This window comes from Anaerosinus sp. (genome assembly GCF_965318445.1).
Map to the genome: position 1 here is coordinate 177,289 of NZ_CBDNNH010000002.1, position 24,112 is coordinate 201,400.

At 35.8% G+C, this 24,112-nt stretch carries 22 protein-coding genes, 1 other RNA gene and 1 riboswitch; of the genes, 20 read left to right on the forward strand and 3 right to left on the reverse strand.

Going from position 1 to position 24,112, the window contains the following annotated elements; translation table 11 throughout:
* Positions 1 to 3: 3 nt before the first annotated feature.
* From thiH to ACWZFG_RS01200, 7 genes are all read left to right on the forward strand, one after another.
* On the forward strand, positions 4 to 1,104 hold the full coding sequence (gene thiH, locus ACWZFG_RS01170) for a 2-iminoacetate synthase ThiH (RefSeq protein ID WP_177504158.1): 1,101 nt from the start codon (positions 4 to 6) through the stop codon (positions 1,102 to 1,104).
* Complete coding sequence (gene thiF, locus ACWZFG_RS01175) at positions 1,104 to 1,706, forward strand: sulfur carrier protein ThiS adenylyltransferase ThiF (RefSeq protein ID WP_177504160.1); 603 nt, start codon at positions 1,104 to 1,106, stop codon at positions 1,704 to 1,706. The genes thiH and thiF overlap by 1 nt, the downstream gene beginning before the upstream one ends.
* A gap of 111 nt (positions 1,707 to 1,817) precedes the next feature.
* Positions 1,818 to 2,474 (forward strand): thiamine phosphate synthase, encoded by a 657-nt coding sequence (gene thiE, locus ACWZFG_RS01180; protein ID WP_177504163.1) that lies wholly within the window; start codon positions 1,818 to 1,820, stop codon positions 2,472 to 2,474.
* Positions 2,475 to 2,547: 73 nt separating this feature from the next.
* Positions 2,548 to 2,902: RNase P RNA component class A (gene rnpB / locus ACWZFG_RS01185), an RNA gene on the forward strand.
* Between the two features lie 158 nt (positions 2,903 to 3,060).
* Positions 3,061 to 4,062, forward strand: a complete 1,002-nt coding sequence (locus ACWZFG_RS01190) for an ABC transporter substrate-binding protein (RefSeq protein ID WP_177504166.1) — start codon at positions 3,061 to 3,063, stop codon at positions 4,060 to 4,062.
* 82 nt (positions 4,063 to 4,144) lie between these two features.
* The gene (locus tag ACWZFG_RS01195) at positions 4,145 to 5,020 is read left to right on the forward strand and encodes an ABC transporter permease (RefSeq protein WP_455576959.1); all 876 of its coding nucleotides are present in this window, start codon (positions 4,145 to 4,147) and stop codon (positions 5,018 to 5,020) included.
* A 7-nt stretch (positions 5,021 to 5,027) separates the two neighbouring features.
* On the forward strand, positions 5,028 to 5,822 hold the full coding sequence (locus ACWZFG_RS01200; protein ID WP_455576921.1) for an ABC transporter ATP-binding protein: 795 nt from the start codon (positions 5,028 to 5,030) through the stop codon (positions 5,820 to 5,822).
* A 92-nt stretch (positions 5,823 to 5,914) separates the two neighbouring features.
* On the opposite strand, the gene ACWZFG_RS01205 is transcribed toward ACWZFG_RS01200, so the two are convergent.
* Positions 5,915 to 6,481 carry a nitroreductase family protein gene (locus ACWZFG_RS01205; protein ID WP_177504170.1) on the reverse strand — a complete coding sequence of 189 codons (567 nt, stop codon included), beginning with the start codon at positions 6,479 to 6,481 and terminating at the stop codon, positions 5,915 to 5,917.
* Positions 6,482 to 6,820: 339 nt separating this feature from the next.
* On the opposite strand from ACWZFG_RS01205, the gene ACWZFG_RS01210 reads away from it, so the two are divergent.
* The 13 genes from ACWZFG_RS01210 to ACWZFG_RS01270 all read left to right on the forward strand — a co-directional run bounded on the left by ACWZFG_RS01210 (position 6,821) and on the right by ACWZFG_RS01270 (position 21,214).
* On the forward strand, positions 6,821 to 7,663 hold the full coding sequence (locus ACWZFG_RS01210; RefSeq protein WP_147667759.1) for a transporter substrate-binding domain-containing protein: 843 nt from the start codon (positions 6,821 to 6,823) through the stop codon (positions 7,661 to 7,663).
* A 72-nt stretch (positions 7,664 to 7,735) separates the two neighbouring features.
* On the forward strand, positions 7,736 to 8,539 hold the full coding sequence (locus tag ACWZFG_RS01215; RefSeq protein ID WP_147667760.1) for an amino acid ABC transporter permease: 804 nt from the start codon (positions 7,736 to 7,738) through the stop codon (positions 8,537 to 8,539).
* A 1-nt stretch (position 8,540) separates the two neighbouring features.
* A complete protein-coding gene (locus ACWZFG_RS01220; RefSeq protein WP_455576922.1) occupies positions 8,541 to 9,299 on the forward strand; it encodes an amino acid ABC transporter ATP-binding protein in 759 nt (252 codons plus the stop codon).
* Positions 9,300 to 9,568: 269 nt separating this feature from the next.
* Positions 9,569 to 10,531 carry a glycosyltransferase family 2 protein gene (locus tag ACWZFG_RS01225; RefSeq protein ID WP_177504172.1) on the forward strand — a complete coding sequence of 321 codons (963 nt, stop codon included), beginning with the start codon at positions 9,569 to 9,571 and terminating at the stop codon, positions 10,529 to 10,531.
* A 49-nt stretch (positions 10,532 to 10,580) separates the two neighbouring features.
* Positions 10,581 to 10,729: riboswitch (cyclic di-AMP (ydaO/yuaA leader) on the forward strand.
* 46 nt (positions 10,730 to 10,775) lie between these two features.
* Complete coding sequence (locus ACWZFG_RS01230; protein WP_418626980.1) at positions 10,776 to 11,396, forward strand: C40 family peptidase; 621 nt, start codon at positions 10,776 to 10,778, stop codon at positions 11,394 to 11,396.
* A gap of 270 nt (positions 11,397 to 11,666) precedes the next feature.
* Positions 11,667 to 12,368, forward strand: coding sequence for an RNA polymerase sporulation sigma factor SigK (sigK, locus tag ACWZFG_RS01235; RefSeq protein ID WP_177504176.1), 702 nt, complete (start codon positions 11,667 to 11,669; stop codon positions 12,366 to 12,368).
* A gap of 312 nt (positions 12,369 to 12,680) precedes the next feature.
* Positions 12,681 to 15,218, forward strand: coding sequence for a heavy metal translocating P-type ATPase (locus ACWZFG_RS01240; protein ID WP_455576923.1), 2,538 nt, complete (start codon positions 12,681 to 12,683; stop codon positions 15,216 to 15,218).
* A gap of 25 nt (positions 15,219 to 15,243) precedes the next feature.
* Positions 15,244 to 15,507, forward strand: coding sequence for a metal-sensing transcriptional repressor (locus tag ACWZFG_RS01245; protein WP_147667766.1), 264 nt, complete (start codon positions 15,244 to 15,246; stop codon positions 15,505 to 15,507).
* A gap of 195 nt (positions 15,508 to 15,702) precedes the next feature.
* Positions 15,703 to 16,587 (forward strand): 4-hydroxy-tetrahydrodipicolinate synthase, encoded by an 885-nt coding sequence (dapA, locus tag ACWZFG_RS01250; RefSeq protein ID WP_177504181.1) that lies wholly within the window; start codon positions 15,703 to 15,705, stop codon positions 16,585 to 16,587.
* 360 nt (positions 16,588 to 16,947) lie between these two features.
* Positions 16,948 to 17,238 carry an Asp-tRNA(Asn)/Glu-tRNA(Gln) amidotransferase subunit GatC gene (gatC, locus tag ACWZFG_RS01255; RefSeq protein ID WP_147667768.1) on the forward strand — a complete coding sequence of 97 codons (291 nt, stop codon included), beginning with the start codon at positions 16,948 to 16,950 and terminating at the stop codon, positions 17,236 to 17,238.
* 51 nt (positions 17,239 to 17,289) lie between these two features.
* Positions 17,290 to 18,720, forward strand: a complete 1,431-nt coding sequence (gene gatA / locus ACWZFG_RS01260; RefSeq protein WP_418626769.1) for an Asp-tRNA(Asn)/Glu-tRNA(Gln) amidotransferase subunit GatA — start codon at positions 17,290 to 17,292, stop codon at positions 18,718 to 18,720.
* A complete protein-coding gene (gatB, locus tag ACWZFG_RS01265; protein WP_177504185.1) occupies positions 18,720 to 20,162 on the forward strand; it encodes an Asp-tRNA(Asn)/Glu-tRNA(Gln) amidotransferase subunit GatB in 1,443 nt (480 codons plus the stop codon). The genes gatA and gatB overlap by 1 nt, the downstream gene beginning before the upstream one ends.
* Before the next feature lie 167 nt (positions 20,163 to 20,329).
* Positions 20,330 to 21,214: a DMT family transporter gene (locus tag ACWZFG_RS01270; protein WP_455576924.1), complete on the forward strand. Its 885-nt coding sequence runs from the start codon at positions 20,330 to 20,332 to the stop codon at positions 21,212 to 21,214.
* Between the two features lie 107 nt (positions 21,215 to 21,321).
* Here the strand turns inward: ACWZFG_RS01270 and ACWZFG_RS01275 are convergent, their stop codons facing one another.
* Positions 21,322 to 22,557, reverse strand: coding sequence for an ATP-binding protein (locus ACWZFG_RS01275; RefSeq protein ID WP_455576925.1), 1,236 nt, complete (start codon positions 22,555 to 22,557; stop codon positions 21,322 to 21,324).
* Positions 22,558 to 22,641: 84 nt separating this feature from the next.
* Positions 22,642 to 23,871, reverse strand: coding sequence for an LL-diaminopimelate aminotransferase (locus tag ACWZFG_RS01280; RefSeq protein WP_177504189.1), 1,230 nt, complete (start codon positions 23,869 to 23,871; stop codon positions 22,642 to 22,644).
* Between the last annotated feature and the right edge of the window lie 241 nt (positions 23,872 to 24,112).

Here is a 24,112-nt window from a genome sequence, read left to right on the forward strand (position 1 = left end):
GAAATGAATTTTTTGAATGAATTAGAAAAATATCAAGCTTTTGATTATCAACGTTTTTTTACGCAAGCCACGAAAAAGCAAATTTTAGCAATTATCAGCAAAAACAAATTGTCAGTTATGGATTATTTAACATTATTGTCACCTAAGGCTGAAGAATGTTTAGAAGAAATTGCTCAACGTGCAAATGAAGTGACGATTCAGCAATTTGGTAAAACGATGCAGCTTTTTACACCGATGTATATTGCAAATTATTGCATTAATCAATGTGTATATTGTGGATTTAACTGTAAAAACCAATTGACAAGAACGAAGCTTACAATGAAAGAGATTGAGAAAGAAGGAGAATGGATTGCTAAAACTGGTTTAAAGCATGTATTGGTATTAACAGGAGAATCACCAATTCATAGCTCGGTAGATTACATAGTAGAGGCAGTAAATACTTTAAAAAAATTCTTTACTGGGATTAGTATTGAGGTCTATCCTTTGACTGAAGATGACTATTGTCGCGCAGTTAAAAATGGTGTAGATGGGATGACCATTTTTCAAGAAGTGTACGATAAAGAAATTTATAAAGAGCTTCATTTAGCAGGCCCAAAGCGCGATTATGAATTTCGTCTTGATGCACCGGAAAGAGCGTGCAGAGCCGGATTAAGGACAGTAAATATCGGGGCACTCCTCGGCTTGAATGATTGGCGAAAAGAAGCGTTTTTGACAGGAGTCCATGCAGATTACCTACAGCGTAAATATAGTGAAGTTGAAATTGCCGTTTCTACACCAAGAATGCGCCCACATACGGGCGGATTTTCACCACGGGTTACAGTAAGTGATAAAAATATCGTGCAATATATCGCAGCTTATCGTTTGTTTATGCCGCGCAGTGGAATTACTTTATCATCAAGAGAAAGCTTTACATTGAGAAATCATTTAACGAAAATTGGTGTGACAAAGATGTCGGGAGGGGTAACTACGGCGGTTGGCGGACATAGCAAAGGAGAAGAAGCAAGCCAGTTTGATATTTCTGATCATCGGAGTGTTGCTGAAATGGCTCAGATGCTGTATAACCAAGGGTATCAACCGATTTATAAAGATTGGCAGGTTGTATAATGACTGAATTTGAGAAAGGTCTATTAAAATATTTCTGTAAAGAAGATTTAAAAAAGATCCAACAAACTAAAATTGGTATTGCTGGTGCTGGGGGATTGGGATCAAATTGTGCGATGCTTCTCGTGCGTAGTGGATTTATTCATTTTACAATTGTTGATTTTGACCGGGTTGAGGTAAGCAATCTGAACCGGCAAAACTATGTTTATTCTCAGGTGAATCAGTCAAAGGTAGCTGCATTAAAAGAAAATTTGGCACAGATCCATTCAAATGTGCAAATTGAAGCAGTAGAAGATAGATTAGCTAGGGACAATATAAAAGAAATATTTTCTTCTTGTGATATTGTTATTGAAGCAGTGGATTGTCCAGAGACAAAAGCAATGATCATTGAAGAACTAGCACAAGCAGGAAAATATATTGTTGCTGCTTCAGGTTTAGCAGGCTGGGGAAATAGCGATCGGATAAAGGTGAAAAAAATCAATGACCGTCTTTATATTGTCGGAGATTTGATAAGTACAATAGAAAATAATCCTCCATGTGCGCCGGTGGTAACTTTAACAGCATCAAAGCAAGCTGATTTAGTTCTAGGAATTGTCTTACAGTAATTTGTTTTCTCGGGATAAATTTTGGAAAACATGATATGATGAAGAAAATGAAAAAAAGGGGAAATGCAAAATTTTATCTGATGACTTGATTAAAATTTTGCTAATAAGATGATGAATAAAGAAATAGCGATTGAAAATTTTTTGACGACGAAAATCTATGCGTTAACAGCAGAAAAATTATCCAAAGGAAAAACTAATTTAGAAGTTGTTGCTGCGTGTATAGAGGCTGGGATTAAATTTATCCAATATAGAGAAAAAACGAAGAAAACAAAAGCGATGTATGAGGAATGTTTGGCAATTCGCGAGATAACAAAACGAGCAGGTGTAACTTTTGTTGTGAATGATTATATTGATTTAGCATTGGCAGTGAAAGCTGACGGTGTACATGTTGGGCAGGAAGACTTTCCACCGCAGATTGTGCGGAAGCTGATTGGAAAAGATATGATTCTTGGACTCTCTACGCATAATTCTAAGCAGATAGAAGAAGCTGAAAAATGTGGTGTTGTCGATTATATTGGCGTTGGACCTGTATTTGCAACGCAAACAAAAACGGATGTTTGCGCGGCAGTTGGATTAACTTATGTCGAATATGCAGCAATGCATTCGCGGTTGCCATTTGTTGCGATTGGTGGAATTAAAGAGCATAATATTTGTAATGTTGCCAAAGCAGGTGCAAAAACGATCGCTGTTGTTTCTGATATCGTAGGTGCTGAAAACATCGTTGAAAAAATACAAAGATTATCTCAACAAATGAAGATTGAAATGTAATATGTGGGAAATATACTTTTGTTATTGACAGCCTTCTTGCTTCGTGATAGTATTATATCTTGCTTGATGGTTGTGAGTATGAAAGATAATCGCGAGTACCGAATGGTATTTGAGGAAAGTCCGGGCTCCACAGGGCAAAGTGCTGGATAACGTCCAGCGAGGGTGACCTCAGGGAAAGTGCTATAGAAATTTAAACCGCCTAACTTTGTTAGGTAAGGATGGAAAGGTGCGGTAAGAGCGCACCAGCAGTTAGGTGACTAACTGGCTTTGGTAAACCCCACTTGGAGCAAGACCGAATAGGGAAGGGATGATGTTGCCCGCGGAACCTTCCGGGTTGTGTCGCTTGAGTTGTCAGGTAACTGACAATCTAGATAAATGATTATCACCGCGTGAGCGGAACAAAACTCGGCTTATTGATTACTCATAACTTTACTGAGAAATTAAAGGTTACTGAAACTAGAGGTTTCAGTAACCTTTTTATTTATAAAAAGGCAGGAGATTTATTGATTTTGTCGAATGCTTGTTAAAGTAGAATTTTTGCTATTGTAAGGCAATAGCATTGTAGTATGGAAGGATGGAAGAATTTATGATGAAGGCAAAAGGCTTGAGAACATTGGCGGTTGCTATGTCAATGGTGCTTTCTATAGGAGCTTTTGCAGGTTGTGGATCAACTCCAAAAGATGCTTCTAATCAGAAAGTTGTAAATGTAGGTATTGTTCAATTGGTTGAACACCCAGCGCTAGATGCAGCAAATAAAGGTTTTATTGATGGGTTAGCATCTAAAGGCTACAAAGAAAATGTGAATATTAAGTTTGATAGACAAAATGCACAGGCAGATCAATCAAACTTACAAAACATTAGCCAACGTTTTGTAAATAATAATGTGGATTTGGTTTGTGCAATTGCAACGCCAGCAGCACAGTCTGTTGCAAATGCAACAAAGACAATTCCTATTGTAGCTACTGCAGTTACCGATTATGAAGAGGCAAAACTTGTTGTTACTAACAAAGAGCCAAAAGGTAATGTAACAGGGACTACAGACATGAATCCTATCGCAGAACAAGTGGATTTATTAATGAAAATTTTACCGAATGCAAAACGCGTGGGAACGATTTATTGTTCTAGTGAAGTTAATTCACAAATGCAAGTAAGAGTAATGAAAGAATATGCAGAGTCTAAAGGGTTAGTCGTTGAAGAAGCTACGGTTTCTACTGTAAATGATATCCAACAAGCGGCACAAAGTTTAATGGGAAAAGTAGATGTTATTTATGTTCCGACAGATAATGTTATGGCCTCAGCTATACCTACTTTGGTCGGAGTTACAGATGAAGCTAAAATACCATTAATTTGTGGTGAAGCAAATCATGTTAAAGCGGGCGGACTTGCTACTTTAGGTGTAGATTATTATAAATTAGGATTCCAAACAGGTGAAATGGCAGCGGATATTTTATCAGGTAAAGCTAAACCAGAATCGATGCCAATTCAATCCCTAAAAGAAATGCAAACAACAATTAATGAAACTGTTGCCAAGAAATTGGGGATTACAATTCCAGAAGATCTTTTAAAAGATGCGGAAATTGTAAAATAAATTTGTATGGGGAGAGGGTTTCCTTTTAATAAGGAGGCCCTTTCTTTCTTAGATAATGGGAGTATAGAGGGGGATTTTTATGTTGGATTTATTGATTCCAACGATTTCACAAGGTTTACTATGGTCAATTATGGCATTAGGTGTATATATTACATTTCGTGTTTTAGATATAGCTGATTTAACGGTAGAAGGGAGTTTCCCTTTAGGCGCTGCAGTTGCAGCCGCAATGATTGTTGAAGGCAGCGACCCGTTTGTTGCTATATTTGTTGCTGCTATTGCAGGTATGTTCGCGGGCATAATTACAGGAGTTTTACACACAAAATTAAAAATACCGGCTTTACTAGCAGGTATTCTAACAATGATAGCGCTTTACTCTATCAATTTGCGTGTTATGGGAAAAGCAAATGTATCTTTGCTTCGGATGGATACGGTATTTACAAATATGATAGATTTTGGTTTGTCAAATGTTAATGCTGTGTTATCTATTGGTATTATTAGCACAGTTTTTTTTGGAATATTAATTTATTGGTTTTTTGGCACGGAAATTGGCGCAGCGATTCGTGCGACTGGTTTTAATCAGCAAATGATTCGGGCAAATGGTGTAAATACGGATTTTACAATTATCTTAGGACTTTTGCTTAGCAATGCTTTAGTTGCAGTTTCTGGAGCTTTAGTTGCACAAAACAACGGATTTGCAGATGTTGGTATGGGAGTTGGTACAATTGTTATCGGTCTAGCTTCTGTTATTATTGGGGAAGTTTTATTTGGGACGAGAAGTTTTAAAAATTGTTTAATTTCCGTTATTTTAGGTTCGATTATTTATCGAATTGTTATTGCGATTGTATTGCAATTAGGAATGCCGCCAAATGATTTAAAATTATTTACGGCAATTTTAGTCGCTATTGCATTATCTATGCCGTTATTTAAAAGTAAATTTGCAAAAAAAAGGGAGGTATAAGTAAACCATGTTGAGAATTGAAAATATATCGAAGACTTTTAATGCTGGAACGATTAATGAAAAAAAAGCTTTATGTGGTTTAAACCTTCATTTAAATGCAGGAGATTTTGTTACGGTAATTGGTGGTAATGGTGCTGGAAAATCAACGTTGATGAATTCTATTGCTGGAGCTTTTCTTGTGGATTCAGGTAAGATTGTTATTGATGGTGACGATATCACAAAAGTGCCAGAGCATAAACGGGCAAAATATATTGGCAGGGTATTTCAAGATCCTATGATGGGAACAGCTGCTGGTATGATGATTGAAGAAAATCTTGCGATTGCAGCAAGACGAGGTAAGACGCCAGGACTTGCTTGGAGTTCTAGGAAATCAGATCAAGCATGGTTTGTTGACCTATTAAAGGAGCTAGACCTTGGCTTAGAAAATCGTTTGACAACAAAAGTGGGGTTATTATCGGGCGGGCAGCGGCAAGCAATTACTTTGTTGATGGCAACAATGAATCAGCCTAAACTTTTACTTTTGGATGAGCATACGGCCGCGCTTGATCCAAAGACGGCCGAAAAGGTATTAAATTTGACAGGTAAGATTGTAAATAAACATCATCTAACAACATTGATGATTACGCATAATATGAAAGATGCCTTGAGTTTTGGCAATCGTTTAATCATGCTTCATAATGGACAAATTATTATTGATGTTTCTGGTAAGGAAAAAAGTAGTCTTACTATTGCCGATTTACTAAAAATGTTTGAACAAGCAAGTGGCAATGAGTTTGCCAATGATAGAATGCTGTTAAGTTAAAAAAATAGTGTCTCTGCATTTTGCAGAGACACTATTTTTATTTGGTGACTATTTGAGATGAATTTAAAAATCTAGTTGAATCAAGGCTTAAGTTATCTCTTCCAACAAAGAATTTCTGGATCTTTTTTGGGAATAGGTAAATGATTGGTTTGTGGATATCCAATAACAATAGGGGCAATTGCCTCGTATTCTTCGGGAATATTTAACTCTGTTTTGATTTTACTAGAGTTAAAATGATAAATAGAAAAGCCAATCCAGCAAGTTCCTAATTCTAAATCAGCAGCAGTCAGCATTAAGTTTTGTGCTGCTAGTGCACAATCTTCATGTGGATGTAGAGAGGGCTTTTTTGCATAAATCACAATTAAAGCTGGTGCGTGATGAAAAATATGAAAAGTTTCTTTTTCCATAAGTGAGCGATATTTTTCTAGGATTGTTTTTTCGGTATTCATTTTTTCAATAAGCGATTTTTTTATTTCTGTTGAGTATCTATCTAATAACTCTGTATTTTCAATTACAGCGAAAGCCCAAGGCTGTAAATTCATTGCACTTGGGGCTTTACTTGCATTAAGAATTAGGTGTTCAATTTTTTCTTTTTCTACGGCAGTATTTGTATATTTGCGAACGGAGCGGCGTTTTTCAATTGCTTCTTGTAAGATCATAATAGTCCGCCTTTCTTTTTATAATGATTATTACAAAACATAGTGAAAATGTCAAACTTTATTCAAGGTAATTTTATTTAATTTCATAGAAACGTAAAAGACAAAAAATCAGTATTTTCCCTTAAATGTAAAAAGATAGATAACCGTAAGAAACCTTGACAAGCAAACATAGAAATTGATACAATGAAAAACAAGGGATTTAAGGATGCTTTATTTCAGAAATGAAGAAATAAAGTCGACAAAGATGTCGACTCCTAAACGATAGGGGAGACGTCTTTTTGCTGTTTTATTGGTGGAATAGAGATATTAAAATTGAATGATGGGGAGAGGCTGGAAATAATGAAAAGTTACAAAAAGATTGTTAGTTTAGTACTTTGCTGCATGATGCTTGCAGGTATAGCTTTACTTGCTGGATGTGGTTCTAGTCAAAAAGCAGACAAAAAAGTATTAAAAGTTGGTATGGAATGCGGTTATGCTCCTTATAACTGGACACAAACAGATAATGCAAATGGTGCTGTGAAAATTGCTGGCAGTGATGCTTATGCATATGGTTATGATGTTATTGTTGCTAAGAAACTGGCAGAATCCATGGGAGCTGAACTTGAAATACATAAAATTGAATGGGATGGTTTAGCGCCTGCTGTAGCTTCCGGTAAGATTGATGCTGCAATTGCAGGGATGAGTATCACATCGAAACGTAAGGAAAGTGTTGATTTTACTTCTCCTTATTATTATGCATCTGTAGTTGCACTTACAAAAGTGGATGGTCCTTTTGGAAAAGCAAAAGATATTAACGATTTAAAAGGTGCAGTTGCTACATCTCAGTTAAATACAATTTGGTATGATTTAATTGGCCAAATTCCAGAAGCTAAAATTCAACCAGCGATTGATAATGTGCCAGGTATGATTGTGGCATTAACATCTGGAAAAGTTGAAGTTCTTGTTTTAGACCGTCCGACAGCGATGGCAGCAGCTTTTGCGAATCCAGGACTTGTGATGTTAGACTTTAAAGATGCAAAAGGTTTTGAAGCATCTAAAGAAGATGTTGAAATCGGCATTGCAGTGAAAAAAGGTAACGAAGAATTGGTTAAACAAATGAACAGTGTATTAGATAAAATGACTGATGCTGACCGTGATAAAATCATGGAAGAAGCAATTAAAAGTCAACCATTAGCAAATTAATTTTGCCTATGTTATGGGACGGCAGCTGCCGTCCCTCTTTTCAGTAAATAAATAGTCAAGGTGGAACTTTGTATGACGACATCAATGCCTGTAACATTTTTTGAATGGGTATTATTTCTTTTAGATAAATATGGAGCAATGTTGGCAAATGGTGCGATGGTAACGATGGCGCTAGCTTTAGTTGGTACTTTTGTCGGCTGTATTATTGGTTTATTAGTTGGGATTGTTCAAACGATTCCCATCAATCCGCGTGCGGGTGTGATTACTCGGACGTTAAATCATTGTGTACAATTTATTTTATCTGCTTATGTGGAAGTTTTTCGCGGTACGCCAATGATTGTACAAGCAATGGTCTTTTATTATGGGTCAATGAGCTTATTTGATATAGATATGTCACCGCTACTTGCAGGTTTTTTAGTTGTTTCGATTAATACAGGAGCATATATGGCCGAAACCGTAAGGGGGGGGATTTTCTCTGTCGATGAAGGACAGACTGAAGCTGCCAAAGCAATTGGTATGACACATTTTCAGACGATGTATAATGTTGTTTTGCCACAAGCATTGCGTAATATTATGCCGCAAATTGGTAATAATTTAATTATTAATATTAAAGATACCTCTGTATTGAATGTAATATCTGTAACAGAATTATATTTTGCGTCTAAATCAGCAGCGGGTGTATATTATAAATATTTTGAAGTATTCTTCATTACTTGTGTAATTTATTTTATTTTAACATTTACGGTTTCGCGAATTTTGCGTTGGCTTGAAAATAGGATGGACGGAGAAGATAACTATGCATTAGTGTCTTATGATCCAATGGCTGATCCTTGTGGGCCGTTTGGTATGCAACCGAAAAAGAAAGGCAGGGATTAAGATGGCAGAAGAAAATAAAAATCCTATGCCGGTATTAGAAGTAAAACATCTAGTAAAATTTTTTGGTGAACGGGAAATTTTAAAGGATATTGATTTTCAAGTTTTTCAGGGTGATGTAATTAGTATTATTGGTGCATCCGGTTCAGGAAAATCCACATTGCTTCGTTGTATTAATATGCTTGAGATTCCTACCTCGGGGGACATTGTTTACCAAGGAAAAATTATTGATGATACAAGCAAGGATATTGCCCTTTATCGAACAAAAGTTGGTATGGTTTTTCAACAGTTTAATTTATTTAATAATATGACAGTTTTAGAAAATTGTATGGTTGGGCCGGTTAAGGTTTTAAGGCGAGATAAAGAAACTGCTAAACAGAATGCGATGAAATATCTAAATAAAGTTGGTATGGCACAATATATCAATGCGAAGCCTCATCAATTATCAGGGGGACAACGGCAACGTGTGGCAATTGCTAGAGCTTTGGCAATCGAACCTAAAGTATTGTTATTTGATGAACCGACTTCGGCATTAGATCCTCAAATGGTAGGAGAAGTACTCAGTGTAATGAGAAGTTTAGCTCAAGAAGGTCTTACGATGATTATCGTAACGCATGAAATGGCTTTTGCACGTGATGTATCTACTCGTGTTGTTTTTATGGATCAAGGTATTATTGCTGAAGATGCATCTCCGGAAGAATTATTTAATCATCCTAAAAATGAACGGACGAAAGAATTTTTGTCACGTTTTACTGCAAATTAAATGAATTTGAATTTCGCAGTACAGTTGTATTAGAAAGATTTATCCGATGGTTTAGCTGCTTCTAAGATTCCAAACTTCTGTAAGTGGGAGTATACAGAGCATAGGCGAGCAGCTAAACTTCTGGATAAGGTCGGCTAAGATTCGGATGGAGTGAAAACTCCACCTGAATCAAGTCTACTTTATTTCGATTAAATGCTCGATATGTACTGCATATCGAGTATTTTTGTATATACTGTAAATAAGTAATGCGAAATAATTAGGGAGAAAAAATGAAATTAATATCAATTGTTGTTCCTGTTTATAATGAGGAAGAAAATATCGAGCATTTTTATGAAGAAATCTGTAAAACAATGCAGCCGCTTGGGTATAATTTTGAGTTGCTTTTTGTGGATGATGGGTCAAAAGATAGCAGTATTTTAATTCTGGATCATTTATCGCAGCGAGATGATCGAGTTAAACCTTTATATTTAGTCCGTAACTTTGGTCATCAGATTGCATTGACTTGCGGACTAGATCATGCCAAAGGGGAAGCAGTAATTACAATGGATGGAGATATGCAGCATCCACCAACCTTTATCCCCATATTAATTGAAAAATGGGAAGACGGATATGAAGTGGTTCAAACGATTCGAAAAACAACAGAAGGTGTATCTTGGTTTAAAAATAAGACGTCAGCGCTTTATTATAAATTAATCAATAAGATATCGAAAGTAAAAATTCAACCGGGTGGCTCTGATTTTAGGCTCATGGATCGACGCGTAGTAGAAAGCTTTAAATTATATAAAGAACGAGCGAGATTTATTCGTGGGATGATAGGCGCTATTGGCTATAAGCAAATTCAGCTTGAATTTGTTGCTCCGAAGCGTTTTGCAGGTACTTCAAAATTTTCTTTAAATAAAATGCTACATTTTGCTCTTGATGGAATTACCGCATACTCTAAAATGCCATTAAGGTTTGCTTTCTATTTAGGGATTATCTTTGGTCTTTTTAGTATTCTTTTAACTGGTCATGTAATGTACATCAAATGGTTTACTGATGAAGCTGTACCCGGATGGGCAACATTATCGGTAAGTATATCGCTTTTAGGCGGCATTCAGTTAATGGGATTGGGGATTATTGGTGAATATGTTGGGAGAATTTTTGAAGAGGTAAAGCAGCGTCCACTTTATTTTGTTCGTGAAAAACCGAATATTTTAGATATAAACGAAAAAAATAAAGAAAAAAAGAAGTGATTTTATAAATTTAGCAGGAATTTTTACCTTTTTGTAGAAGTTTATAATAACAAGAAAAAAGCCGAATCATTGAGTGAGCGGGGGACCCAATTTTAGGGGTGAATTTTGTTTTATTTTATCTATATGGATAGGTTAAAACATCATGGGTATCTCTATCCAAATCCGTCAGCTAACCTCGTAGGCGTAGAGAGAGAAGAGTGACTTATTGAGTAAAGTGTTTCGTGTTTTCGTTTTGTCGTTGCTAATGGTAAGCGTAGTTTCTGTTGTGAATGCTGCAGCATTCCGTGCAGGAGATCGGGGCGAAGAAGTGGCTGCGATTCAAAGAGAATTAGTTAGTTTGGGCTATCATGTATCAGTAGATGGAGATTTTGGTCCGGCTACAGCCGCTGCGGTTAAATCCTTTCAAGCAAATTACGGATTAGAGGCAGATGGTTTAGTTGGTTCAGCTACTTATCGTGCTTTGATGGGAAGAGAAATTCCAGAAGTCAGTCGTGCTGGTTCTACATCTTTAGTTCGTCGAATTATTCAAGATTCCTTACAGTACATAGGAGTTCCTTATTCTTTTGGGGGGACAACTCCAAGTGGGTTTGATTGTTCAGGTTTTGTTCGTTATGTATTTGCAGATAGTGGAGTTTACTTACCGAGAGCTGCTGATGAACAATACACTGCTGGTTATCAAGTTTATAATTTGCAGCCAGGAGACTTAGTTTTCTTTTCTACATACACGTATGGTGCATCACATTCAGGGATTTATTTAGGCGATGGAAAATTTATAAGTTCTACATCTAGTAGTGGTGTAAGAATTGATGATTTAACAACAGGATATTGGGGTGCTTGTTACATTGGTGCCCGTCGTGTACTTTAAATTGAACATAAAAGAGGCTTTGCGCCTCTTTTTTATTTATATAAAAATAGGATTAGACTTTGCCAGCCTAATCCTATTTTTTAATATGAACGTAAATTCTCCCACATAGAATAAATACACATTGCTATGATTAATCCTAGAATAATTAAATCGCCAAATGACATAGTCATTCTCTCCTTTTATTAAACTTAATACTACCAATCTTTTCAAGGCACAATCTTTGTAATTGTTCCATAGAATAAAGCACAGATTGAACGGAGGGGATTGGTAATGTCTTTTTTATTAACACTATTTGCATTGTTCGGAAAAGGTTTAAGCTTACTTGTTGCTTATGTTGCTAATAATACATTTCCATTACCATTGACTGAAAAAGAAGAGCAAGAGGAGTTAGAACGGTTAAGGCAAGGAGATGAAAGTGCAAAGAATGTTCTGATTGAGCGTAATCTTCGCTTGGTAGCGCATATCGTTAAGAAATTTGATAATACAGGGGAAGATTCAGATGATTTGATTTCAATTGGTACAATTGGCCTAATTAAAGCAATTAACACATTTGACTTAAATAAAAAAATTCGTTTAGCTACCTATGCTGCGCGGTGTATAGAAAATGAGATTTTAATGCATTTGCGTAGCACCAGACGGGTTCGTAGTGAAGTGAGTCTTTATGATCCAATCGGAGTAGATAAAGAGGGCAATGAAATAGTTTTACTTGATATTCTTGGAACAGAAGCTGATGTAGTTGCAGAAACGGTAGAAAATAAATGTGAAAATGAACGACTAGCAAAGCAAATGGATTTGTTAACGAAACGCGAACGGATGGTTTTAAATTTACGGTTTGGTATCCCAAATGGCGTTCGTAAAACGCAGCGTGATATTGCCAAAATGCTTGGAATATCACGTAGCTATGTATCACGTATTGAAAAAAAAGCTGTGGAACGAATTGGGAAACGGTTAAATAATGATGAAAAAGTCTAAAATACATATCGCCTAATGATTAGCGTACTTTAGAGTTCTGACTCATTAGGAGGAAAGATATATTTGGTAAGAGTCTGGATAAATGCGGCTAGGATTCAGATGGAGTAAAAAACTCTACTTGAATTAAGTCTATTTTATCATAACAAGATAAAACAATTTTTTCCAAAGATAAAAGTTCATTTGTTTATTGACAAATGAACTTTTTTATGTTTAAGTAATGATATAATACCCCACCCCGTGGGGGTATTATATTATTACTTAAACGAGAGCATATTACTAGATAAGAATTATAGGTAAAAAAGGATGAATATGATGAAAAAAATTTTTAATGTCATTGGCATGTCTTGTTCGGCCTGTTCGTCAAGTATAGAGAAGACAGTACGTAGATTAGAAGGGGTAAAAGCGGTCAATGTAAATTTATTAACGAATACAATGCAGGTTGAATTTGATGAAAATGTTATTACAACGGGTGCGATTTGCCAGGCTGTGAAAGAAAGTGGGTATGGAGCAAATCTAGCAGATGGAAAAAAGTCAGCAAAAAATGAGAATACAGAAAAAGATATAGTAGAACAAATGTGGTTTCGATTAAAAATTTCTTTTTTATTCATGATTCCACTTATGTATATTTCTATGCATCATATGTTTACTTACCCATTTCCAGCGATATTTCATGGCACTGAGAATGCAATTACGTATGCATTTTCACAATTTTTATTAACGTTACCAATTCTTTATGTAAATCGTAAATACTATATTGTTGGTTTTAAATCGCTACTAAGTGGACACCCCAATATGGACTCATTAATCGCTATTGGATCAGGTGCAGCATTTATCTATGGAGTTGGAGCAATTTTTGCAATTGGACATGGTCTGGGGATTGGAGATTTTGAATATGTAAAACAATATATGGGGGATTTATACTTTGAATCTGCCGCGATGATTTTGACTTTAATTACTTTAGGAAAATATTTAGAGACAAAATCAAAGCGCAAAACCTCTGAGGCAATTGAAAAACTATTGCAGTTGACACCGAAGCAAGCAACGGTTATTCGGGATGGAAAAGAAGTGGATTTATCTGTAGAGGAAATTATTGTCGGTGATATTGTGATTGTAAAGCCTGGACAAAGTATTGCTGTAGATGGAGTAATAACAAGTGGAACTTCATTTGTCGATGAATCTATGCTTACTGGAGAAAGCCTTCCTGTTGAAAAGAATGTTGGAGACTTAGTAATTGCAGCTACTTTAAATAAATCTGGTGTATTTGAATTTAAAGCAACAAAAGTAGGAAAAGATACAACATTGGCACAGATTATTCAATTGGTTGAGTCTGCGAGTGCAAGCAAAGCGCCTATTGCACGTTTAGCTGATAAAGTAAGCGGGATTTTTGTACCTGTTGTTATTGGTATTGCTATTTTATCCGCAGCAATATGGATTTTAGTTGGTGAGAGTATTACTTTTGCCTTATCGATAGGGATTGCTGTACTCGTTATTTCCTGTCCTTGTGCTTTAGGGCTTGCAACTCCTGTTGCAATTATGGTTGGTACAGGAAAAGGTGCGGAAAATGGAATTTTAATAAAATCAGCAGAAAGCCTTGAATTGGCGCATAAAGTGTGTACAGTTGTACTTGATAAGACGGGGACAATTACGGAAGGAAAGCCCAGTATAACAGATATTGTTACTTTTGGCTCCATGACAAAAATAGATTTATTGACGTTAGCCGCTAGTTTGGAGAAGAATTCAGAGCATCCACTTGCTCGAGCAATTTTAGAGTATGCTGAAGACTGGGCAATGCCGATAAACTCAGTGGAAAACTTCACGGCAATTTCTGGGTATGGTGTGAGTGGAAAAATAAAAGGGAAACTTTTTTATGGAGGAAATTTACGGCTATTGAAAGAAAAAAGTATTTTTCAAGATGCTTTTGCCAAAGAAGGCGAAAAATTTGCTAAACAAGGCAAGACGCCATTATATTTCTTTGATGATCATACATTATTAGGGATTATTGCAGTTGCAGATGTAGTAAAGCCAAATAGTAAAATGGCAATTGATTCTTTAGTTAAATCGGGAATTGAAGTCATTATGCTGACTGGTGATAATCAATCCACCGCAAAGGCGATTCAGTCGATCGTAGGTGTGCCAAAAGTTATTGCTGAAGTTTTGCCCCAAGATAAGGAAAAAGTAATCCGAGATTTACAAGCGGAAGGAAAAGTTGTCGCAATGGTAGGTGATGGAATCAATGACGCACCTGCACTAACACGTGCTGACGTTGGCATTGCAATTGGTGCGGGGACGGATATTGCCGTAGAGTCGGCAGACATTGTGTTAATGAAAAATGATTTACTTGATGTAGTGAATGCCATTGCGCTGAGTAAAGCGGTAATTAAAAATATTAAACAAAATTTATTTTGGGCGTTTTTCTACAATTGTATTGGAATTCCACTTGCAGCGGGTGTATTTTTCACTTTGTGGGGGCTAAAGTTAAATCCAATGTTTGGAGCGGCTGCGATGAGCTTAAGTTCTGTATGTGTAGTAAGTAACGCACTTAGATTAAAATTATTTAAATTTCAGGTAACAGAAAAAAATTCTGTTTATCATATGAAAAATGAAAAGCCACGTGTAAAAAAAGGAGCGATACAAATGAAAAAAGTAATCACAATTGAAGGAATGATGTGCAAACATTGTCAAGGAAAAGTTGAAAAAATTCTCAAAGAAATTGATGGTGTAACAAACGTTGAAGTGAATTTAGAAGAAAAGACAGCGACGGTTATGATGGATAAGGTTATTGACGATCGATTATTGACAGAACCAATTGTCGATGCCGATTATGAAGTTTTAAACATTCAAGAAAAATAAGCAGATTTGGTTTGAGGAGTCAATTATGCAGGCAGATGCAGAGAAAATTATGCGGTTATTGAAAACTGCACGTGGACAAATGGATGGGATTATCCGAATGGTTGAAGAAAATCGTTATTGTGTCGATATTTCTAATCAGGTGTTAGCGACACGAGCTTTGCTCCATACCGTGAATAAAGAAATTGTTAAAGCACATATGGAGCATTGTATAAAACAAGCTTTTCAAACAGACAAAGAAGAAGAAAAGATTGAAGAGTTTTTGGTGATGATGGATAAAATGATGAAGTAATGTGAGTTTTATGGGCAGATGTATTGCGGAGCGATACATCTGTGTTTTTTTAGAAAAAGGCTAAAATAAGTGAGGCATTATTAGTATATATAGGGTATAATGGTAAGGGTTTTGTTTATATTTTTATTAGTGAGAATTATTAAGTACTGGTAAGCTCGTTAATTAAATGAGTAATTTCTAGGGAGGTCGGAAAGTTTGAAAGAAATTATGTTTAAAGGTGCTGGGGTAGCTATTATTACTCCTTTTAATGAAACTGGAATTAATTTTAATGAACTTGCGCGGTTAATTGATTTCAACATTGAAAATGGAACAGATGCTATCATTATTACGGGAACAACGGGTGAGTCAGCAACGATGACCGATGAAGAACATAAAGAGGCCATAAAATTTACTGTAAATCATGTAAATAAAAGAATTCCTGTAATCGCTGGTACTGGATCTAATGATACTGCATATGCTATGCAATTATCGAAATATGCTCAGGAAGTTGGTGCAGATGGATTACTTCTTGTAACACCATATTATAATAAATGTTCACAAAAAGGACTAATTAAACACTTCACTTATATTGCGGATCATACAAATATTCCGATTATTTTATATAATGTACCTTCACGTACTGGAGTAAACATCGCGCTTGATACTTATATTGAACTTGCAAAACATCCGCGAATTGTAGCGGTAAAGGAAGCGAGCGGAGATTTATCAGCAATTATTAAAATAAAAGAAGCTTGTGGTGATAATCTTCATATCTATTCTGGTAACGATGATCAGATTGTACCAATTTTATCTATTGGCGGTATAGGCGTTATTTCTGTATTATCTAATGTTATGCCAAAAGAAGCGCATGATATTTGTCAGCTTTATTTTGATGGCAAAGTAAAAGAAAGTGCCGAGTTACAAATTAAATTATTAACGTTAATCAATACACTTTTTATTGAAGTGAATCCTATTCCAGTAAAAACTGCATTAGGTTTAATGGGATACAAGGTTGGCGATTTGCGGATGCCACTTTGTGAAATGGCAGAAGGAAACCTTGCAAAATTAAAAGAAGTACTTTCTACGCATAAATTGATATAAGGTCTGTAGAGAATCTAAAAAATATTATTAGATGAGTAATATTTTATATAAGATAAATTAACTTTTGTAAAAATTTTTTAGGGGTAGATAAAAAATACCGTAGGTATTGCTTATCTACCCCTATATCGTGATATAATATAAGTTATTATTACTATTTGACAATTTAGTTAATCTAAAGACTAATTCGCTTTAAGTATCCCATTTTCTATAAGTGAGAGCTGTAACTATAGGGCATAGACAAACGGCTAAGTCTCTAGATAAGGTGGCTTGCATCAGATGGAATAAAACTCCACTTGAGAAAAGTCTAATTTATCAAATTTTTATACTAAATTGTATAGACTAAAACTGGATGGTGAAAAAATGAAAATTACGCGTAATGATGTAGAAAACGTGGCGTTATTATCACGTCTTGAGATTCCTGAGGAACAAGTTGAGAAATACACTGGCCATTTAAATGCGTTTTTAGAATATGCAGATGTGCTTACAAGTCTTGATACTAAAGGGGTACAACCAACAGCACATGTACTTCCATTAAAAAATGTATTCCGTAAAGACGAAGAACATACTTCCCTTGATCGTGAACTTGCTTTATCTAATGCACCAGAAAAAGAAAATGGCTACTTTAAAGTGCCAAAAATTGTAGAGGGTTAGGAGGAAAATTGAGTGAAGTTATACAATCAGCCAGCACACGTGCTTCATGATATGCTAGTGAATAAAGAAATTACGGCAGTAGAATTAGCAGATAGTTTATTTGCTCGTATGGATGAAGTTGAAGGCAAGGTAAAAGCATATTTAACACAAACGAGAGAAACTGCATTAGCAAAGGCGAAAGCAGTGGATGAAAAAATTGCTCGCGGGGAAGAAATTTCATTTTTAGAAGGGATTCCTGGCGCGATTAAAGATAATATTTGTACAAAAGGCACAAAAACAACTTGTGCATCTAAAATGTTAGAAAATTTTGTGCCGCCATATGATGCAACTGTGATGGAAAAATTACAGGCGCAAAATCCTACAATTTTAGGTAAAACGAATATGGATGAGTTTGCAATGGGTGGTTCAACAGAAAATTCCGCGTTCTATCCAACGCATAATCCGTGGAATATAGACTGTGTACCTGGAGGTTCAAGTGGTGGTTCAGCGGCTGCTGTGAGCGCAGGAACTGCGATTTGGGCACTAGGATCAGATACAGGTGGATCTATCCGTCAGCCGGCATCATTTTGTGGTGTTGTAGGCATGAAGCCAACTTATGGACGCGTATCGCGCTATGGTTTAGTTGCGTTTGCATCTTCACTTGATCAAATTGGGCCTGTGACACGCGATGTAACAGACTGTGCGCATTTGATGAATATTATTTCTGGTTATGACAAACGTGATTCTACTTCTATCAATGCAGAAGTTCCTGATTATACGAAATCACTTGTAAAAGATGTAAAAGGCTTAAAAATTGGTTTACCAAAAGAGTACTTTGTTGAAGGTATGGACGAAGATGTTGAAAAATCTGTACGTGCGGCAATCAAGCAATTTGAAGATTTAGGGGCAGAAGTTGTTGAAGTATCTATGCCACATACGAAGTATGCAGTATCCGCTTATTATTTAATTGCGCCAGCTGAAGCAAGTTCAAACCTTGCGCGTTATGACGGTGTTAGTTATGGTGCTAGAGTAGAAGGTACTGATATTGTAGATATGTATAAGAAAACTCGTAGTGAAAAATTTGGTGAGGAAGTACAGCGTCGTATTATGCTTGGTACATATGCATTAAGTGCAGGTTATTATGATGCTTATTATTTACAGGCACTAAAAGTTCGAACTTTAGTAAAACAAGACTTTGATAAAGCATTTGAAAAAGTAGATGTATTAATTACGCCAACAGCACCAACTCCTGCATATAAAATTGGAGATATGATTAGTGATCCAATGAAAATGTATCTGCAAGATATCTGTACAATTCCTGTAAATTTAGCTGGAGTGCCAGGAATTTCTCTTCCATGTGGATTTAGTAATTCTGGTATGCCAATTGGACTTCAGATTATCGGTAAACCTTTAGGTGAAGAAACATTGATTCGCGCTGCGTATACTTTTGAACAAAACAATGAATATCATAAGAGTATTGCACCAGTGGGGGAGGCTGAATAATGAGCTACGAAGCAGTCATTGGGCTTGAAGTCCATAGTGAATTAAAAACGAATACAAAAATATTCTGCGGTTGCAGTACAAAATTTGGCGCAGAACAAAATACACAAGTTTGCCCAGTTTGTTTAGGATTACCAGGTGTACTTCCAGTAATTAATGAACGGGTCGTAGAGTTTGCCATTAAAGCAGGACTGGCTTTAAATTGTAAAATTAATAATTTTAGTAAATTTGATAGGAAAAATTATTATTATCCTGACCTACCTAAAAACTTTCAAACTTCGCAATATGATTTACCGATTGCGGAGCATGGCTATTTAGATATTGAAGTCGATGGCAAAACGAAAAGAATTGGGATCACAAGAATTCATATGGAAGAAGATGCAGGAAAATTAGTACATTCGGGAACAACGATCAATGATTCTGATTCTGCATGTGTAGATTATAACCGTACAGGTGTACCTCTAATTGAAATTGTCTCTGAGCCAGACATGTCAACACCAGAAGAAGCTAGAGCTTATATGGAAAAGATTAAATCTATTTTAGAATATATTGATGTATCTCATTGTAAAATGGAAGAAGGTAATTTAAGAGCTGACGTAAACGTATCTTTACGCAAAGTCGGTGTAAAAGAACTTGGCACAAAGGCGGAGATGAAAAACTTAAATTCCTTTAAGATGATTCAAAGCGCTTTAGAATATGAAATTGAACGCCAAGCGGAAATCTTAGATGATGGCGGTCATATTGTGCAAGAAACTCGCACATGGGATGATGCAAAAGGTATGACTGTTTCTATGCGGACAAAAGAAGCTGCGCATGATTATCGCTATTTACCTGAGCCTGATTTAGTTCCGATTATTACAACGGATGAACAAATTGAATCAATTGCTAAACTTCTTCCTGAGCTTCCTGACGCTCGTCGCAAACGCATGATGGAAGATTGCGGACTTTCTGCTTATGATGCAGGTGTTTTAACGGCTACACGCCAGATGGCTGAATATTTTGATGAAGCAGTAAAAGATAAAGCTGATGCAAAATTAGTTGCAAATTGGATGATGGGGGATTTAGCGAAAAATCTAAATGCAGAAGGAAAATCCATCACGGAAAGCCCTGTAACTGCTGCAAATTTAGCTGAACTTGTTAATTTAATCAGCAAAGGTACAATTTCCAGTAAAATTGCAAAAACCGTGTTCGAAGAAATGTGGAAAACCGGTAAACAAGCTGAAGTTATCGTAAAAGAAAAAGGCTTAGTGCAAATCACGGATACAAAAGAAATTGAAGCGATTGTTGATGCTGTACTTGCAGCAAATCAAAAAGCTGTAGATGATTATAAGGGCGGCAATGGCAAAGCTATCGGTGCTTTGGTTGGACAAGTAATGAAACAAAGTAAAGGTAAAGCAAATCCAGGAATGGTAAACGAATTACTTAAGAAAAAATTAGATGCATAAAAAATTAGAACAGAGTTTTTGCTCTGTTCTAATTTTTCCTTGAGAGGGAGGAGAAAAGATGAGAATTGTACCCTTAATTGAAAATGATGTACCAAACATGTCTTTCTAAATCAAATGGAAAGGAATGCTCTCCATTTGATGTTGCATTTTAAATATGGAGAGGAAACATGTTTAGTATGAAAAATAAATGGTTAGGTTCAATTTATTTAACTTTAGCGGCAAGTATTTGGGGAGGAATGTTCGTCGTTGTAAAAATAGTAGTATCTGTAATTCCACCAATTGAATTAGTTTGGCTCCGTTATTTAGTGGCAGGTGTTGTATTATTTATTTGGGGGATAATTACAAAAAAGAAATGGCGAATTGACAAACGAGATTGGAAATGGATTTTTCTTATTGGTCTGATTGGAAATACAATTTCGATTGTTACGCAAGAATATGGAACACTTTTTTCTTCTGCGCAGACTGGAGCCATTGTAACGTCTGCTACACCCGCGTTTATGTTGATTTTTGCAAAGGCTTTACTAAAAGAAAAATTAACGAAACGAAAAGTAGTCTCAGTTGTTTTAGCAACATTAGGTGTTTTTCTGATTGTTGGTATTGATCGCGTAGATTTGTCACATCAATTAGGTGGCATATTTCTTTTTATTGCTGCACTAACGTGGGCTTTAATGTCAATCCTAATAAAGTTAGTACCTTCAAAATATTCGATATATTTGATTACAAACTATGCAATTTGGGTAGCGGTTACTTTATTAACACCATTTGTAATTGCTGATTTTCAGCAAATTTCGTGGAATCGATTACAGGAACCGATGATTGGTGGCGGAATTCTGTATTTAGGTGCAGTATCAACAGCTGGGGCTTTTATTCTATGGAATAAAGGGATACAGATGATGGACTGCGCGACAAGTGGTTTATTCTTTTTCTTTCAACCTTTAGTAGGAACTTTTTTAGGGTGGTTAATTTTGCATGAACCACTTACGATTTGGTTTTGGATAGGATCACTTTTCATTTTCGCGAGCGTACTATTAATTACGTTAAAAAGAAAATAAAGTAAGTTTGGGTTCAAATGGATTTATAATTTTATTCGAATATTTAACTATGAAGAAGTAAAGAAACCAGATGATCTTGTATTTAAGATTATCTGGTTTCTTTTTGTTTAATTTTTTCCCAATAAATGATTGATATATTGTTGTGCTGTGCGACCGGAACGTCCGGAATGGGAGACTTCCCAAGCAATTGCACCAGCCCTGAGTTCTTCAGCAGATATATTCAGATTGTACTTTTTTGCTAAACCTAAAACAATATCTAAATACTCTTCTTGATTTGGAGATAGATAACTAATGGTAATTCCAAAGCGGTCAGATAGAGAAATTGTTTCATTTACTGTATCTGCACGATGGATATCATCGTTTTCAGCACCTCGATCTTTCCATGTTTCTTTGATTAAATGACGACGATTAGAAGTTGCATAGATTAATACATTATCTGGCTTGGACTCTACTCCACCTTCGATATTAGATTTCAAATATTTGTACTCAACCTCGAAAGCCTCAAAGGATAAATCATCGAGAAAAATAATAAACTTTTTTCTGCTGCTCTGACGAAGCGTCTCCATGATCTGCGGTAAGCTAACCAATTGATTTTTCGTAATTTCGACTAATCTTAGTCCATGAGAAAAATATCTGTTTGCTAAAGCTTTTACAGATGAGGATTTTCCTGTTCCTCTTGCACCTACTAATAACGCATTATTTGCAGGTTTACCGCTGAGAAACGCTTCTGTGTTTGCGAGTAAAACTGATTTTTGATATTCATAACCGATAATCTCATCAATAGACATTTTATCAAAATGTCTTATTCCAATTAATTTTTTCGTATCATTCCAACGGAATGCACGAAAGTTAGCAATATCACCAAAGCCATATGTACGATAATAATCAATAAAGGTATCTGCTAAAATTTTTGGGCTTGTTGCGGTCTTTACTTTATCTTGTAAATCGATAATTGATAAGTTATTGCATTTTAAGGTAGATTGATAATCATCAAGTAAAGAGGTATCAAAGTAGGTACTTGGGCTTGCCTTTAAAAGGGGATAAATGATTTCCATATCATTGATAAAAGCACGATAAAGGCTGCTGCCAATGGTACCTTGTGATTTTTCTGTCATGACAGCAGCGATGTTTTTCCCTTGTGCCATTAAGTAAACGATATAACTACTTAAAAGATTACCCGAAAGATTTAATGATTCAGCTTTATCAATTAGCTCGTAAATAAGCGCATTTTTTAAGTCAGAATGATTATTTTCTTTAAGAAGTGTGATAAATTTTTTTATAATTCCATCTTCTAATAAGGAACGGCAAACAATTAAATTTTGTATATTTGGAATTATAGACATGACAGCTTTCCCTCCTATGGACTTTAAATAAAAGACGAAACCAACCGCCTTCACGGTGATTTCGTCTCTTTCATTCTCTTTTTATTATAGGATTAATTTTGTTTTGATGCGTTCAATTGCTTTTTCTGTATTTTCTCTATTTCCAAAAGCAGTTAAACGGAAGTAGCCTTCACCAGATGGACCAAATCCAGCTCCAGGTGTTCCCACAATATGCACTTCTTTTAACAGTTTATCAAAGAATCCCCAGGAATCAATGCCTTCTGGAGTTTTTAGCCAAATATAAGGGGCATTTACGCCACCAAAGGCTTGTAATCCTGCCGTAATAAGACCTTCACGAATGATTTTAGCGTTTGTCATATAGTAATCGACTGTTGCCTTAATTTGAGCTTGTCCTTCTGGTGTATAAATTGCAGCTGCACCACGTTGGACAATGTAAGGCGTTCCATTAAATTTAGTCGTATGACGACGATTCCATAATTGGTTAAGTGAGTGCTCTTTCCCTTCTGAATCTTTTCCCATTACTGTTTTTGGAACAACAGTATAAGCGCAACGTGTACCAGTAAAACCAGCTGTTTTTGAAAACGAACGAAACTCGATAGCTACATCTCTTGAACCTTCAATTTCATAAATAGAACGGGGCACATCGGCTTCAGTAATATAAGCGGCATAAGCTGCATCGAAGAGGATGATAGAATCATTTGATTTTGCATAATCTACCCATTTTTTTAATTCTTTTTTAGATAATGTTGTTCCTGTTGGGTTGTTTGGGCAGCATAAATAAATCATATCTACTTTATTTGTTGGCAGGGTTGGAGTAAAATTGTTTTCAGCGTTGCATGGTAGATATACAACTTTTTCAAAGGTTCCATTATTTTGTAGAGTCCCCGTTCTGCCAGCCATTACATTGGTATCCAAATATACAGGATAAACTGGGTCTGTAATTGCAACTGTATTGTTCACACCGAAGACTTCTTGAATATTTCCAACATCACTTTTAGATCCGTCACTGACAAATACTTCATCCATCTCAACGCCAAGGGATTTGTAGTTTGTTTCGATAATTTTTTCAATAAGAAAATCGTACCCTTGTTCGGGACCATAGCCGCGGAATGTTGCTTGGTTTGCCATTTCATCAACAGCATCATGCATCGCTTTGATTGAAGCAGGGGCAAGTGGTTGTGTTACATCACCAATACCTAAACGGATAATATCTGCAGATGGATTTTCTGCTTTGAATGTACTTACACGGCGTGCTATTTCGGCAAATAAATAGCTACCAGGTAATTTTAGGTAATTTTCATTAATTAAAGCCATATATATGAGCCCTCCTATTACAATATTAGTTAAGTAGATTCATTTTAAGTCTTAACTAATAATTTATTATACAGTAAGTTAACAAATTATAATAGATATTATGCAAAAAGTTATCACTTTCGTTATGGTGCGTTTAAAATAAGAAGAATATTGTCGAATGATAATAGTCAAACACTTTGCTTTTTGATGAATAGCTTATTTCATTGGGGAGTTAGTCTTCGGATAAAAAGGGGATTTTAGA

Bases quoted from the DNA above. Each gene is read 5' to 3' on its own strand.
- thiF (WP_177504160.1), top strand. From the start codon at position 1,104: ATGACTGAATTTGAGAAAGGTCTATTAAAATATTTCTGTAAAGAAGAT.
- sigK (WP_177504176.1), top strand. From the start codon at position 11,667: ATGTCTTTTTTATTAACACTATTTGCATTGTTCGGAAAAGGTTTAAGC.
- thiH (WP_177504158.1), top strand. From the start codon at position 4: ATGAATTTTTTGAATGAATTAGAAAAATATCAAGCTTTTGATTATCAA.
- ACWZFG_RS01205 (WP_177504170.1), bottom strand. From the start codon at position 6,481: ATGATCTTACAAGAAGCAATTGAAAAACGCCGCTCCGTTCGCAAATAT.
- ACWZFG_RS01225 (WP_177504172.1), top strand. From the start codon at position 9,569: ATGAAATTAATATCAATTGTTGTTCCTGTTTATAATGAGGAAGAAAAT.
- ACWZFG_RS01230 (WP_418626980.1), top strand. From the start codon at position 10,776: ATGGTAAGCGTAGTTTCTGTTGTGAATGCTGCAGCATTCCGTGCAGGA.
- thiE (WP_177504163.1), top strand. From the start codon at position 1,818: ATGAATAAAGAAATAGCGATTGAAAATTTTTTGACGACGAAAATCTAT.
- gatA (WP_418626769.1), top strand. From the start codon at position 17,290: ATGCTAGTGAATAAAGAAATTACGGCAGTAGAATTAGCAGATAGTTTA.
- gatC (WP_147667768.1), top strand. From the start codon at position 16,948: ATGAAAATTACGCGTAATGATGTAGAAAACGTGGCGTTATTATCACGT.
- ACWZFG_RS01215 (WP_147667760.1), top strand. From the start codon at position 7,736: ATGACGACATCAATGCCTGTAACATTTTTTGAATGGGTATTATTTCTT.
- ACWZFG_RS01275 (WP_455576925.1), bottom strand. From the start codon at position 22,557: ATGTCTATAATTCCAAATATACAAAATTTAATTGTTTGCCGTTCCTTA.
- ACWZFG_RS01200 (WP_455576921.1), top strand. From the start codon at position 5,028: ATGTTGAGAATTGAAAATATATCGAAGACTTTTAATGCTGGAACGATT.
- ACWZFG_RS01190 (WP_177504166.1), top strand. From the start codon at position 3,061: ATGATGAAGGCAAAAGGCTTGAGAACATTGGCGGTTGCTATGTCAATG.
- gatB (WP_177504185.1), top strand. From the start codon at position 18,720: ATGAGCTACGAAGCAGTCATTGGGCTTGAAGTCCATAGTGAATTAAAA.
- ACWZFG_RS01280 (WP_177504189.1), bottom strand. From the start codon at position 23,871: ATGGCTTTAATTAATGAAAATTACCTAAAATTACCTGGTAGCTATTTA.
- ACWZFG_RS01220 (WP_455576922.1), top strand. From the start codon at position 8,541: ATGGCAGAAGAAAATAAAAATCCTATGCCGGTATTAGAAGTAAAACAT.
- ACWZFG_RS01270 (WP_455576924.1), top strand. From the start codon at position 20,330: ATGTTTAGTATGAAAAATAAATGGTTAGGTTCAATTTATTTAACTTTA.
- ACWZFG_RS01245 (WP_147667766.1), top strand. From the start codon at position 15,244: ATGCAGGCAGATGCAGAGAAAATTATGCGGTTATTGAAAACTGCACGT.
- ACWZFG_RS01210 (WP_147667759.1), top strand. From the start codon at position 6,821: ATGAAAAGTTACAAAAAGATTGTTAGTTTAGTACTTTGCTGCATGATG.
- ACWZFG_RS01240 (WP_455576923.1), top strand. From the start codon at position 12,681: ATGAAAAAAATTTTTAATGTCATTGGCATGTCTTGTTCGGCCTGTTCG.